General features: G+C 66.4%; 11 protein-coding genes. 7 read left to right on the top strand and 4 right to left on the bottom strand.

Annotated elements, in window-relative coordinates:
* The first annotated feature begins 14 nt into the window (after positions 1 to 14).
* The 3 genes from LJF27_RS05620 to LJF27_RS05610 all read left to right on the top strand — a co-directional run bounded on the left by LJF27_RS05620 (position 15) and on the right by LJF27_RS05610 (position 1,905).
* Positions 15 to 1,079 (top strand): polyamine ABC transporter substrate-binding protein, encoded by a 1,065-nt coding sequence (locus tag LJF27_RS05620; RefSeq protein ID WP_003113877.1) that lies wholly within the window; start codon positions 15 to 17, stop codon positions 1,077 to 1,079.
* A gap of 175 nt (positions 1,080 to 1,254) precedes the next feature.
* Positions 1,255 to 1,665, top strand: a complete 411-nt coding sequence (locus LJF27_RS05615) for a quorum-sensing-regulated virulence factor family protein (protein ID WP_003092248.1) — start codon at positions 1,255 to 1,257, stop codon at positions 1,663 to 1,665.
* An 18-nt stretch (positions 1,666 to 1,683) separates the two neighbouring features.
* A complete protein-coding gene (locus LJF27_RS05610; protein ID WP_003092249.1) occupies positions 1,684 to 1,905 on the top strand; it encodes a DUF3820 family protein in 222 nt (73 codons plus the stop codon).
* 123 nt (positions 1,906 to 2,028) lie between these two features.
* Here the strand turns inward: LJF27_RS05610 and LJF27_RS05605 are convergent, their stop codons facing one another.
* A complete protein-coding gene (locus LJF27_RS05605) occupies positions 2,029 to 4,434 on the bottom strand; it encodes a phosphoketolase family protein (protein ID WP_003113876.1) in 2,406 nt (801 codons plus the stop codon).
* Between the two features lie 179 nt (positions 4,435 to 4,613).
* Between LJF27_RS05605 and LJF27_RS05600 the strand changes: the two genes are divergently transcribed.
* Both LJF27_RS05600 and LJF27_RS05595 read left to right on the top strand, forming a co-directional pair.
* Positions 4,614 to 6,017 carry an MBL fold metallo-hydrolase RNA specificity domain-containing protein gene (locus tag LJF27_RS05600; RefSeq protein WP_003129952.1) on the top strand — a complete coding sequence of 468 codons (1,404 nt, stop codon included), beginning with the start codon at positions 4,614 to 4,616 and terminating at the stop codon, positions 6,015 to 6,017.
* 82 nt (positions 6,018 to 6,099) lie between these two features.
* Positions 6,100 to 7,170, top strand: coding sequence for an LOG family protein (locus tag LJF27_RS05595; protein WP_003092255.1), 1,071 nt, complete (start codon positions 6,100 to 6,102; stop codon positions 7,168 to 7,170).
* A 21-nt stretch (positions 7,171 to 7,191) separates the two neighbouring features.
* Here the strand turns inward: LJF27_RS05595 and recX are convergent, their stop codons facing one another.
* The 3 genes from recX to LJF27_RS05580 form a co-directional block, all read right to left on the bottom strand.
* The gene (gene recX, locus LJF27_RS05590; RefSeq protein WP_003119355.1) at positions 7,192 to 7,653 is read right to left on the bottom strand and encodes a recombination regulator RecX; all 462 of its coding nucleotides are present in this window, start codon (positions 7,651 to 7,653) and stop codon (positions 7,192 to 7,194) included.
* Between the two features lie 5 nt (positions 7,654 to 7,658).
* Positions 7,659 to 8,699: a recombinase RecA gene (recA, locus tag LJF27_RS05585; protein WP_003092260.1), complete on the bottom strand. Its 1,041-nt coding sequence runs from the start codon at positions 8,697 to 8,699 to the stop codon at positions 7,659 to 7,661.
* A 133-nt stretch (positions 8,700 to 8,832) separates the two neighbouring features.
* Positions 8,833 to 9,339 carry a CinA family protein gene (locus LJF27_RS05580; protein WP_003092262.1) on the bottom strand — a complete coding sequence of 169 codons (507 nt, stop codon included), beginning with the start codon at positions 9,337 to 9,339 and terminating at the stop codon, positions 8,833 to 8,835.
* Between the two features lie 147 nt (positions 9,340 to 9,486).
* Between LJF27_RS05580 and LJF27_RS05575 the strand changes: the two genes are divergently transcribed.
* Together LJF27_RS05575 and mutS are read left to right on the top strand one after the other, a co-directional pair.
* Complete coding sequence (locus LJF27_RS05575; RefSeq protein WP_023102904.1) at positions 9,487 to 10,494, top strand: TolB family protein; 1,008 nt, start codon at positions 9,487 to 9,489, stop codon at positions 10,492 to 10,494.
* Between the two features lie 125 nt (positions 10,495 to 10,619).
* Positions 10,620 to 13,187 (top strand): DNA mismatch repair protein MutS, encoded by a 2,568-nt coding sequence (gene mutS, locus LJF27_RS05570; protein ID WP_023102903.1) that lies wholly within the window; start codon positions 10,620 to 10,622, stop codon positions 13,185 to 13,187.
* Positions 13,188 to 13,243: the final 56 nt, after the last annotated feature.

Here is a 13,243-nt window from a genome sequence, read left to right as displayed (position 1 = left end):
CGTAACAAGGAACCATGATGAAAAAGCTGTTGCTCGTCGCAACCCTCATGGCAGGAGCCGCCCAGGCCACCGCCGCCGAGAAGCTGTATCTGTTCAACTGGAACGACTACATCGCCGAGGACACGCTGAAACGCTTCGAGCAGCAATGTGGCTGCGAGCTGGTGCAGGAGTTCTATTCCGGCACCGAGGAAATGATGGCCAAGCTGGCCGCCGGGGCCAGCGGCTACGACGTGATCATCCCGACCCAGAACGCGGTCGAGGCGCTGATCCGCAAGGGCGACCTGCTGGAGCTGGACAAGAGTCGCCTGGCGAACCTGAGCAACGAGGCCGCGGGCTACCTCGACAAGGATTTCGACAAGGGCAACCGCTATTCCCTGCCCTACGCCTTCACCACCACCCTGGTCGGCTACAACAAGACCGAGCTGGACAAGCTGGGCATCGACCCCGCCGACTGGTCGGTGATCTTCGACCCGGCGGTCCTGGAGAAGATCAAGGGCAGGGTCACGGTGATGGACGACCCGCAGGAACTGTTCGGCGCCGCCCTGAAGTACCTCGGTCACTCCGCCAACGACACCGACCCGCAGCACTGGAAGGAAGCCCAGGCGCTGATCCTCGCGGCCAAGCCGTACTGGGCCGCGTTCAACTCGTCGAGCTATATCAAGGAGCTGACCCTGGGCAACATCTGGGTCGCCCATGGCTACTCCAGCGACATGTACCAGGCCAGGGCCGACGCGGAGGCTGCCGGCCGCGCCTTCAAGGTCGACTTCGCCCTGCCCCGCCAAGGTGCGGTGCTGGCCATCGACAACATGGTGATCCACAAGGGCTCGAAGAACCCTGACCTGGCCTACCGCTTCATCGACTTCATGCTCGACGGTCGGAACGCTTCCGAGCTGACCAACCAGATCGGTACCGGCACGCCCAACGCCGCCGCCCTGCCCTTCATCAAGCCGGAAATCAAGACGCTCGCCGCCCTGTTCCCGGACGCCACCACCCAGGCCAGGCTGGAGCCGCTGAAGGACCTGAACTCGCGCCAGCGACGCGCCCTGAACAAGCTCTGGACAGAGATCAAGCTGCGCTGATCCGCACCGCTATCGACGAAAGGGCGACCCTCGGTCGCCCTTTTGCGTTTCCGTGCCCCGCCCCGAACGCGGTAACATGGCGCCCATTCGCCACCGTCCGTCCCGGGAATGGGCCGACGGAAACAATTCGCCCCCTCCATCGGTCGAATCCGCTTATTGCCCCAGGAGATCTTCGATGTCGCGCTTCATGGCCCTTGCCCTTTGTTTCGTCCTGCCCACCGCCGCCCATGCCGCCTCGCTCAAGGATTTCGAACTGAGCAAGATGCTGGAGAAAGTGGCCAAGGAAAGCAGCGTAGGCACTCCCCGCGCCATCAACGAAGACATCCTCGACCAGGGCTACACCGTCGAAGGCAACCAGTTGATCAATCACCTCAGCGTACGCGCCAGCCACGCCGAGCGCATGCGCTCCAACCCGGACAGCGTGCGCAGCCAGCTCGGCGATAGCGTGTGCAGCAACACCGGCTATCGCCAGTTGCTCGCCCGCGGCGCGATCCTCACCTACAGCTTCACCGAGTACAAGACCAACCAGCCGGTCGCCACCGAACGCTTCGATGCCGGCAGCTGCCGCATCCAGGGCAAGAAGTAAGCGCGCCGCGCGGTCGCCATGCTGGACAAGCAGCATCTGCTGAAGATCGCCAGGACGCCGATGCCGTTCGGCAAGTACCAGGGACGGATGCTGGTCGACCTGCCGGAGGAGTACCTGCTGTGGTTCTACAAGAAAGGCTTCCCGCCTGGTGAACTCGGGCGGCTGATGCAGTTGACCCTGGAACTGAAGATCGACGGGCTGGACGGGCTGCTCAAGCCGCTTCGTCCCCCCGCTCCGTAGGCGAATGACGTCGCCGACGCTATCCGCCGATACCCTGCCCACACCCTGCCTTCGCCAGACACCCGCCCCCGTTCGGCAGGGCGAATAACGCCACAGACGTTATCCGCCGATACGCAGCCGAACTCAGCGCAACAACGCCGGATCGCCCTTGCCGGCCACCGCCGCCGCTTCCTCCGGGGTCAGCAGCGCGGTGCGCGGGACCTCCATCAAGCGGGCGCAAGCCGCCAGCACGTTGCCCCAGCAGGCGCGGTTGGCGAACTGCATGCCCGCCTCGTCGAGGGTGCCGCCGCGGTTGCGATAGCCGAGTACCGAGGTGCGCCGGGCATCCGGCAGGATCGGCCAAAGATGACCGCGCGCCACTTCCGCGCGCATATGGGTGAGTAGCACGCGGCGCTCATGGCTATCCGGGAACAGTCGTTCCACCAGCGCCTCGTCGGCCACCGCCTCGACCTCCCAGCGATCGCGCGGCGCGCGGAAGCGTCCCGGCTCCTGCAGGTAGACCAGCCGGTAGGCCTGCCCGGCCTCGGCCAGGCGCTGCGCGGCGCGGCGCATCTGTTCGAGCTGGTAGCTGCCGTTGGCGATCAGCAGCAGCGGATCGGAGCCGCAGCGCTCCTCGACCAGGATCGCGCCGTCGCGGGCCAGGCGCTCGGCCTGGACGGCGTCGAACACCATCGGCCGGTCGCGCTTGGGGATCACCAGGCAGGCCAGTTGCCCCCGGCTGCGGTAGATCGTCGGTAGCAGCGCCAGGGCGCTGTTGTGATCGGCCGGGAAGAGCACCCGGACCATGTCGCTCATCTCGCCAAGCAGGGCCTCGCAGAAGGTGGTGTCCTGGTGCGACTGCTGGTTCTTGCCGTTCTCCCAGGTATGCGAAGTAGCGACCAGCGGCCAGCCCAGCCAGCCGGCCGGACGCCCGACTTCCTTCTGCTGGCGGGCGAAGATCAGGGTCTGGCGCACCGCGCCGAGCATCTTCACGCAGAACGCCTCGTAGCTGGCAACCAGGTTGAGTCCGCCCTGGTTGGCCAGGCAGGCGGACACCACCGCCTCCTCGTTGAGCGCGGTGATGACCCGACCGCTCACCGATTCCAGTTCGCTCTCCGGCTCGCTGACCCGATGCTTGAGCGCCTTGAGCACGCCGCCGAGGCGGTTGCTGGCCAATTCGTCGGGATTGCCGACCCGGGCGCGCAGGTCGGGGTTGGCCTCCACCAGTTCGGTATAGAAGCGGTCCAGCGCGGCCATCGGCGAGCAGGCGTCGTCGCGATAGCGCAGCGGCGGGATGATCGGTTCGATGGGATGGCGCAGGGCCAGCGGGTTGTCCCGTTCGAGGGGACGCTCGCCGCGCTGCTCGGCGAACAGCCGGCGGGCCAATTCGAGAGCCTCAGGCTCGACCCAGAGTTCGTTTGCATGCTGGTTGAACAGTTGCCGGGCCTGTTCGTCGTTATGCGGATTGCCCGGCAGCGGCAGGTTGTGCGCGGCGTTGCTGCCGGCGCCATAGAAGCCGAAGCCCTTGACCGTCTCGGCGATGCCGTAGGGAATCGGCAGCGGGTAGCGGAGGATGCCGCTGTTCTTCTCCTGCACGCGCCGCTCCAGGCGCTGCTCCATCTCCCAGAGCGTACAGACGAAGGCGGCCGGGTCGCGCCCATCGAAGCTGATCGGATCGAAGCCGCAGCGGCGCAGATGCAGCTTGAAGCCCTCCAGCCCCTCATGGGTGCCCAGCTCGGTGCGCTGCTCGATGCGCCGGCCATTGGCGATCATCACCGGCAGCGCCGCCCCGCAATCCTCGGCTCGCCACCAGCGCGGAATCCAGTCGCTGCCGCGCTGTTCCTCGGCGGCACCATCGGAGAGGAACGCCACCAGGGTCTCGCCGGGCAGCGGCATGTGCGCGTACTGCAATTCGGCGAAGCCGAGGTAACCGCCCTCGGCGATACCGCCGGCGGTATGCGGATTCACGTGGCTGCCCAGTGGCGCCGCCGGTGCGCCGTTGGGGGCCTGGGCGTAGCCGTAGAAGTCCTGCAGCAAGCGGTTCAGCCCTTCCTCGCCGTCGGCATAGGCGCGCTCCTGCTCCGGGTGCAGGTTGCCGGTGAGGACGTTCAGCGCGTCGATGGCGGCCACGCAATGGCCCTGGCCCATCAGCCAGGCGCGAGTCTTGCCGGTCAGGACGTTGAGTGCCAGATAGCCGGCGTAGGCCGGGACCATGTTCAGGGCTCCGCCGGTGTGGCCCTCGGGCTGTGTCTTGAAATCCTCGGCCTGCAACGGCTGGCCGTCCAGGCGGATGCGCCGGGCGTAGGTCATGTGCACGACGATGCGCAGGGCGCTGGCGGTCAGCCGGTCGAGGGCGCGGAACAGCTGGTAGACGCTGGCCAGGTCCGGTTGCAGCCCGGCTTGGACCAATTGATGAGCGGTGCGGAACACGGCGGCGCGGGTCTCTGCGCTATGCTGGAGCGGACCATGGCCTTGCAGCCACGCGGCAAACGCCGGCTCGGCCGCCGCATGGGCAAGCAACTCGTCCTGACTGGGCAGAATCTGACTCATGGTGGGTAGCCTCCCTAGTGGTGCCTTGCAGTCTAGGCAGCACACGGCAAAGGGCGCTGACCTGCATCAAGCTCCCCGCCCCCGATTCGTTCACCCTGGCCCTGTACGAAGGTTCCATGGCATTCCACGATCCCCGAAAGGTATCGGGGTGTCGACAGAGCTCTGACGGAGGAGGCTCGATGGCATCACTGACGTTTCTAGGCGCCGCCCAGGAGGTCACTGGCTCCTGTTATCTGCTGGAAACCCTCGATGGCGTGAAGGTCCTGCTCGAATGCGGCATGCGCCAGGGGCGCCGCGAAGCCGACAACGGCAACCGCGCGCCCTTCCCCTTCGATCCCGCGAGCATCGACGCGGTGGTCATCTCCCACGCCCACCTGGACCACAGCGGCCTGCTGCCGCGCCTGGCGGCCGAGGGCTTCAAGGGCCCGATCTTCGCCACCGAGGCCACCTGCGAACTGCTGGAACTCATGCTGCTGGACTCCGCGCACATCCAGGAAAAGGACGCCGAGTGGGAGAACCGCTGGCGCAACCGGATCGGCAAGCCGAGCATCAAGCCGCTGTATACCCAGGCCGACACCGAACGCGCGCTCAAGCTGCGCAGGCCGATCAGCCTCGGCAGCACCGTGGCGGTCGCTCGTGGCGTGCGGGTGACCTTTCACAACGCCGGGCACATCCTCGGCTCGTCGATCGTCGAAGTGCAATTCCACGACCAGGTGCAACCGCGCCGCCTGGTGTTTTCCGGCGACCTCGGCAACACCTGCTCGCCGTTGATGCGAGCGCCCTCGCCGCTGAGCCGGGCCGACGTGGTGATGCTCGAATCCACCTACGGCGATCGCGATCACCGCGACAGCAACGACACCCTGGAGGAACTGGCGGCGATTCTCGACCAGGCGCATCGCGACGGCGGCAACGTGCTGATCCCGTCGTTCGCCGTCGGTCGCACCCAGGACCTGCTCTACTACCTCGGCCGCTTCTACCAGGAGGGCCGCCTGCCGCAACAGGCGGTATTCCTCGACAGCCCGATGGCCGCCCGTGCCAATGGCATCTACCTGCGCCACAGCAACGAGTTCGACGACCGCGACCGCGAGTACATTCGCGGCACCGGCACCACCCGCCTGGAGGAATGGCTGCCGGTGCTGCGCGTCACCCGCAGCGCCGACGAGTCGATGGCGATCAACCGGATCAAGAGCGGCGCGGTCATCATCGCCGGCAGCGGCATGTGCACCGGCGGCCGTATCGTCCATCACTTCAAGCACAACCTCTGGCGCCCGGAATGCCATGTGGTATTCCCCGGCTTCCAGGCGCGCGGCACCCTGGGCCGCAACATCGTCGACGGCGCCAGCGCGGTTCGCGTGTTCCACCAGCGCATCGCGGTCAAGGCGCAGATCCATACCCTCGGCGGCTTCTCCGCCCACGCCGGGCAATCGCAGCTGCTCGACTGGGTCGCTCACTTCGCCCACCGTCCAGCGCTATACCTGATACATGGCGAGCGGGAAAAGATGGAAGCGCTGCAGGGCGCGATCCGCGAGCGTCTCGACTGGGATGCCGAGATACCGGAGCCCGGCGAACGCATCGAGATCTGAGCCGCCGTCCGCAACTGTCACGCAGTCCGTGGCAGTATGCGGATGACCGCCTGTCCAGGGTGGTTGTAGAAGGAGTATGCGAATGCCCTACGAAGCCGATGACTATCTTTCCCGGCACTTCCAGACCAGCGGCACCGACCTGGCGCGGAAGGTCGACGAACTGGCGGCCCTTGCGGCTCCCGGCGACAGCCCCAATCTCGCGCTCTACCGCGAGATGCTCTTCACCGTGACGCGCATGGCCCAGGCCGACCGCAACCGCTGGGACGCCAAGATCATGCTGCAGACCCTGCGCGAGATGGAGCATGCCTTCAGCGTCCTCGAGCAGTTCAAGCGGCGACGCAAGGTCACCGTGTTCGGCTCGGCGCGCACGCCAGTCGAACATCCGGTCTATGCCCTGGCGCGCAAGCTGGGCGAGGAACTGGCCCGCTACGACCTGATGGTGATCACCGGCGCCGGCGGCGGCATCATGGCCGCCGCCCACGAAGGCGCCGGGCTGGAGAACAGCCTGGGCTTCAACATCACCCTGCCCTTCGAGCAGCACGCCAACCATACGGTGGACGGCAGCGGCAACCTGCTGTCGTTCCACTTTTTCTTCCTGCGCAAGCTGTTCTTCGTCAAGGAAGCCGACGCCCTGGTGCTCTGCCCCGGCGGCTTCGGCACCCTAGACGAGGCACTGGAAGTGCTGACCCTGGTACAGACCGGCAAGAGTCCGCTGGTGCCGATCGTGCTGCTCGACCAGCCGGGCGGCCGCTACTGGGAACACGCCCTGGAGTTCATGCAGGAACAGTTGCTGGAGAATCACTATATCTTGCCGGCCGACATGCGCCTGATGCGCCTGGTGCATTCGGCCGAAGACGCGGTGAAGGAAATCGCCCAGTTCTACCGCAATTTCCACTCCAGCCGCTGGCTGAAAGGCACTTTCGTGATTCGCCTGAACCACGCCCTGAACGAAGCCGCGCTGGCGCACCTGCACGAACACTTCGCCAGCCTCTGCCTGAGCGGCGGCTTCCAGCAGCAGGCCTACAGCGAGCAGGAACAGGACGAACCGGAGTTCCGCAACCTGACCCGCCTCGCCTTCGTGTTCAACGGGCGCGACCAGGGGCGGCTGCGGGAATTGCTGGACTACATCAACCTGCCGGAAAACTGGGACTGAAGCTGCCGCTCCGGCACGCGCTCAATCGTCGCTGCGGCCGTTCAACAGGCGGCTGATCGACTCCATGGAGTAACCCCGGTACGCCAGGAAGCGGCCCTGCTGGGCCTTTTCCCTGGCGTCCTGCGGCAGGCGGGCGAACTTGCGGCGCCAGACCTCACGCAATTGCGCACTCCAGTCGACCTCGCAGGCACCCAGCGCCCTTTCGATATCGGCGCGCGGCAGACCGCGTTGCGCCAGTTCCTCACGGATGCGCAACGGCCCATGGCCGCTACGGGCGCGACTGGCGATGAAGCTTTCGAGATAGCGGGATTCGTCGAGCAGACCTTCCTCGGCCAGGCGGTCGAGGGCAGGATCGATCAACTCGGCAGACGCGCCACGCTGGCGCAACTTGCGGGAAAGCTCGGCGCGCCCGTGCTCACGGCGCGCCAGCAGATCCATGGCCGCCCGCCGCACGGCGACGGGCGTATCGAGCACGGTCGCCATTGGCCTCAATCGGCTTCGGCGTCAGCCACTTCTTCGGCGTCGGCCTTCACCGGGCCGCTCTTGGCCAGCAACTGGTCGCGAATGGTCTTCTCCAGTACCGAACCGATTTCCGGATTGTCTTCCAGGTACTTGGCGGCGTTCGCCTTGCCCTGGCCGATCTTGCTGCCCTGGTAGCTGTACCAGGCGCCGGACTTCTCGACCAGGCCCAATTGCACGCCCAGGTCGATGATCTCGCCGGTACGGTAGATGCCCTTGCCGTAGAGGATCTGGAACTCGGCCTGGCGGAACGGCGGGGAAACCTTGTTCTTCACCACCTTGACGCGGGTTTCGCTACCCACCACCTCGTCGCCTTCCTTCACCGCGCCGGTACGACGGATGTCCAGGCGGACCGAGGCGTAGAACTTCAGTGCGTTACCGCCGGTGGTGGTTTCCGGGTTGCCGAACATGACGCCGATCTTCATGCGGATCTGGTTGATGAAGATGACCAGGCAGTTGGCGTTCTTGATATTGCCGGTGATCTTGCGCAGCGCCTGGGACATCAGGCGTGCCTGCAGGCCGACGTGGGCGTCGCCCATCTCGCCTTCGATCTCGGCCTTGGGTACCAGCGCGGCCACGGAGTCGACGATGATCACGTCGACCGCGTTGGAGCGCACCAGCATGTCGGTGATTTCCAGGGCCTGCTCGCCGGTGTCCGGCTGGGAGACCAGCAGGTCGTCAACGTTGACGCCCAGCTTGCCGGCATAGTCGGGATCGAGCGCGTGCTCGGCGTCGACGAAGGCACAGGTGGCGCCCTGTTTCTGGGCCTCGGCGATCACCGAGAGGGTCAGGGTGGTCTTGCCCGAGGATTCCGGACCGTAGATCTCGACGATCCGGCCCTTGGGCAGGCCGCCGATGCCGAGGGCGATGTCCAGGCCCAGGGAGCCGGTGGAGATGGCCGGGATCGCCTGGCGCTCATGGTCGCCCATGCGCATGACCGCGCCTTTGCCGAATTGGCGTTCGATCTGTCCCAGGGCCGCGGCCAGGGCGCGCTTCTTGTTCTCGTCCATTGAAGTCCTCGCGAAGTCAGGGCGGCCGGACGGCCACGAACAACTGTATAAGTAGACAGTATTATTCCACAGGGCAAGTCGCTCGCCTACCCCCGACGGGAAGAATGTTCCGAACGGTTGCCCGCAGGCGCGGCTAGCCCGGGTTCTCGCCGTTGCTCATGCGCAGCAGGCCGGTCAGCGCGGTCGCCACCGTCTGCCGGCGCACGGCGTCGCGGTCGCCGTTGAACTGGCAGCGCTCACTGACCAGCCGCTCGCCGTCGGCCCAGGCCAGCCAGACCGTGCCTACCGGCTTTTCCGGCGAGCCGCCGTCGGGCCCGGCGACACCGCTCACCGCCACCGCGAAACGCGCCCCGCTGTGCCGCTGGGCGCCGCGCACCATGGCCTCGACCACTTCCCGGCTGACCGCGCCGACTGCCGGGAACAGCGACTCGGGCACCTCCAGCTGGAGGGTCTTCTGGCGGTTCGAGTAGGTCACGTAGCCAGCCTCGAACCAGCCCGAACTCCCCGGGATGCGGGTGATCGCCTCGGCGATGCCGCCACCGGTGCAGGATTCCGCCGTGCTGACCTGCTCGCCCAGGTAACGAAGGCTTTCGCCGAGGCGGGCGGCCAGTGCGGTCAGGTCGGACTCCATCAGGGTCATCACTGTTCTCCAGGGTAGAAACGGAAAGGGACTACCCTACACCATCGGCTTTTCCATTCAGAAGCAGCTTTCGGACAAGCGCAACCGCGCGAAGGCAGCGAATGCGCGAACATGCGTGTTCCATCACCGTCCAAGGAAAGGCACCCCATGAACATCGCGCCATTCAAGGTCTCTCTGCTCTCCCTCGCCCTGCTCCTCTCCCCCGTTGCCAGCCTCCCCGCCCATGCGGCCTGCACCGCCAACCTGGCCCTGCAACCCGCCAGCAGCCTGCCCGCGCTCGGCGGGCGCCTGGTCTACCACAGCTATATGGAGTACGGGGACGGCTCCTCGAACCTCTACCTGCACGATTTCAAGAGCAAGAGCACCCGCCAGCTCAACCAGCCCGGCTGGAACATCGAGGACCCGATGAATGCGCATTTCTCCCCGGACGGCCGCTACCTGACCTTCATGGGCCGCCAGAATGGCGCCTGGCACGTGTTCGCCTGGGCCATCGGCGGTACCCAGGCGCCAAGCAACCTGACCGCGGCCATCGGCGGTCGCAACGAGGACCCGAAGTTCTCCTTCGACGGCCGCCAGGTCGTGCTCAAGCACGAGGGCGACATCCGCCTCGCCACCCTGGTCTTCAATGGCGATGGCAGCGTCGGCGTGAGCGCCTGGAAAGCCGTGACCAGCGACGGCTGGAGCACCGAGGAGTCGATGCCGTTCCTCACCCCCTCAGGCAAGTACGTGGTCTACGCGACAGGAGCCGGCGACAGCCTGCGGGTGGTGCGCAGGAACCTGGAGAACGGCCAGGTCAGCCCCCTCGCCACCCCGGCCGCGGGGGGCCGCGACTATTACCCGGTGGTACGCGACTACACCGCCTACTTCCTCTCGCGTACCCAGCCGGCCGGCAACGACCAGTTGGCCATGGTCGTACCCAACAGCCCGCCCGGCACCCCGGCGATCCTGCCGCTCAACCACTGCCAGGGCGACAATTCCGATGCCGCGCCGGTGAACGAGGACTACCTGATCTTCTCCAGCACTTCGTTCGACCCGACCTACAGCCTGCTCCTCGGTGACATCGCCGCGGCGCGGGTCTGGCGTCTCGACCCGGCGCAGATCAACCTGCCCGACGGTCGGCAGAAGCTCGGCGCCAGCTATACCGCGGCACGCTGAAAGCAGCCCGCACAGGCGCGGACCTGAGGGTCCGCGCCGGTTCCGAACGGACCCGACACAGGCCGGTGAATCGGGTTAACATTGCCCTCTTTTGCACCGTCCAAAGCCCGCTTCCGAAGGCCCGTATGACCGACCTCTCTCAGCACACGCCAATGATGCAGCAGTACTTCAAACTGAAGCATCAGCACCCCGACCAATTGATGTTCTATCGCATGGGCGACTTCTACGAGCTGTTCTACGAGGACGCGAAGAAGGCCGCCAAGCTGCTCGACATCACCCTGACCGCGCGCGGCCAGTCCGGCGGCAAGGCGATCCCGATGGCAGGCATTCCCTTCCATTCGGCGGAGGGCTACCTGGCCAAGCTGGTCAAGCTCGGCGAGTCGGTGGCGATCTGCGAGCAGATCGGCGACCCGGCCACCAGCAAGGGGCCGGTGGAGCGCCAGGTGGTGCGGATCATCACCCCCGGCACGGTGAGCGACGAGGCGCTGCTCGACGAACGCCGCGACAACCTGCTGGCGGCAATCCTCGGCGACGAGCGCCTGTTCGGCCTCGCCGTGCTGGACATCACCAGCGGCCGCTTCAGCGTCCAGGAGATAAAAGGCTGGGAAACCCTGCTGGCCGAACTGGAGCGCCTCAACCCGGCCGAGCTGCTGATTCCCGACGACTGGCCACAGGGCCTGCCGGCGGAGAAGCGCCGCGGCGTACGTCGCCGCGCGCCGTGGGACTTCGATCGCGACTCGGCGCACAAGAGCCTCTGCCAGCAATTCGGCACCCAGGACCTGAAAGGCTTCGGCTGCCAGAACCTGACCCTGGCCATCGGCGCCGCCGGCTGCCTGCTCGCCTACGCCAAGGAAACCCAGCGTACCGCCCTGCCGCACCTGCGCAGCCTGCGCCACGACCGCCTCGATGACACGGTGATCCTCGACGGTGCCAGCCGCCGCAACCTGGAGCTGGATATCAACCTCAGCGGTGGCCGCGAGAACACCCTGCAATCGGTGGTCGACCGCTGCCAGACCGCCATGGCCAGCCGCCTGATGAGCCGCTGGCTGAACCGTCCGTTGCGTGACCGCGCGGTACTGGAAGCCCGCCAGGAGTCCATCGCCTGCCTGCTGGAACGCTACCGCTTCGAGAACCTGCAACCGCAGCTCAAGGAAATCGGCGACCTCGAACGCATCCTCGCCCGCATCGGCCTGCGCAACGCCCGCCCTCGCGACCTGGCGCGCCTGCGCGACGCGCTGGCGGCGCTGCCGGACCTGCAGAACGCCATGACCGAACTGGAAGCGCCGCACCTGCAGGCGCTGGCCACCACCATCGGCACCTATCCCGAACTCGCCGAACTGCTGGCCAAGGCGATCATCGACAACCCGCCAGCGGTGATCCGCGACGGTGGCGTGATCAAGACCGGCTATGACGCCGAGCTGGACGAGCTGCAGGCGCTGAGCGAAAACGCCGGGCAATTCCTGATGGACCTGGAAGCGCGCGAGAAGGCCCGCACCGGCCTGCCCAACCTGAAGGTCGGCTACAACCGCATCCATGGCTACTTCATCGAGCTGCCACGGGTGCAGGCCGAACAGGCGCCGGCCGACTACATCCGCCGGCAGACCCTGAAAGGCGCCGAGCGCTTCATCACGCCGGAACTGAAGGCCTTCGAGGACAAGGCGCTCTCGGCCCAGAGCCGCGCCCTGGCCCGCGAGAAGGCGCTCTACGAAGAGCTGCTGGAACGCCTGATCGGCCACCTCGCTCCGCTCCAGGACAGCGCCTCGGCGCTGGCGGAACTGGACGTGCTGGCGAATCTCGCCGAACGCGCGCTGAACCTCGACCTGAATCGCCCGCGGTTCGTCGAACACACCTGCCTGCACGTCGAGCAAGGCCGCCATCCGGTGGTCGAGCAGGTGCTGGAGACACCGTTCGTGGCCAACGACCTGGCGCTGGATGCCGACACCCGGATGCTGGTGATCACCGGTCCGAACATGGGCGGTAAATCCACCTACATGCGGCAAACCGCGCTGATCGTGCTGCTTGCGCACATCGGCAGCTTCGTTCCGGCTGCACGCTGCGAGCTGTCCCTGGTGGACCGCATCTTCACCCGCATCGGCTCGTCCGACGACCTTGCCGGCGGCCGCTCGACCTTCATGGTGGAGATGAGCGAAACCGCCAACATCCTGCACAACGCCACCGACAAGAGCCTGGTGCTGATGGATGAGGTCGGCCGCGGCACCAGCACCTTCGACGGCCTGTCGCTGGCCTGGGCAGCGGCCGAGGACCTGGCCCGGACTCGCGCCTTCACCCTGTTCGCCACCCACTATTTCGAACTGACCGTACTGCCGGAAAGCCAGCCCGCGGTAGCCAACGTGCACCTGAACGCGACCGAGCACAATGAACGCATCGTGTTCCTGCACCATGTACTGCCGGGACCGGCGAGCCAGAGCTACGGCCTCGCGGTGGCCCAGTTGGCCGGCGTGCCGGCCCCGGTAATCCAGCGCGCCCGCGAACACCTCAAGCGCCTGGAAACCACCAGCCTGCCGCACGAGATGCCGAGCCAGCAGAGCGGCAAGCCCGCCTCGCCGATGCAGAGCGACCTGTTCGCCAGCCTGCCGCACCCGGTGATCGATGAATTGTCGAGGATCAATCCCGACGATATCAGCCCGCGGCAAGCTCTCGATCTGTTATATGCATGGAAGATGCGGGTCTGACGGACTACCGCACAAGCTGCTAGAATCGCGCGCGCTTAGCCGCCCGCCTGAGGAGA

This window comes from Pseudomonas sp. 203-8 (genome assembly GCF_020708595.1).
Lineage (GTDB): Bacteria > Pseudomonadota > Gammaproteobacteria > Pseudomonadales > Pseudomonadaceae > Pseudomonas > Pseudomonas aeruginosa.
Note: the sequence above shows the minus strand (reverse complement) of the source record. Positions and strands in the feature narration are given on the sequence as shown.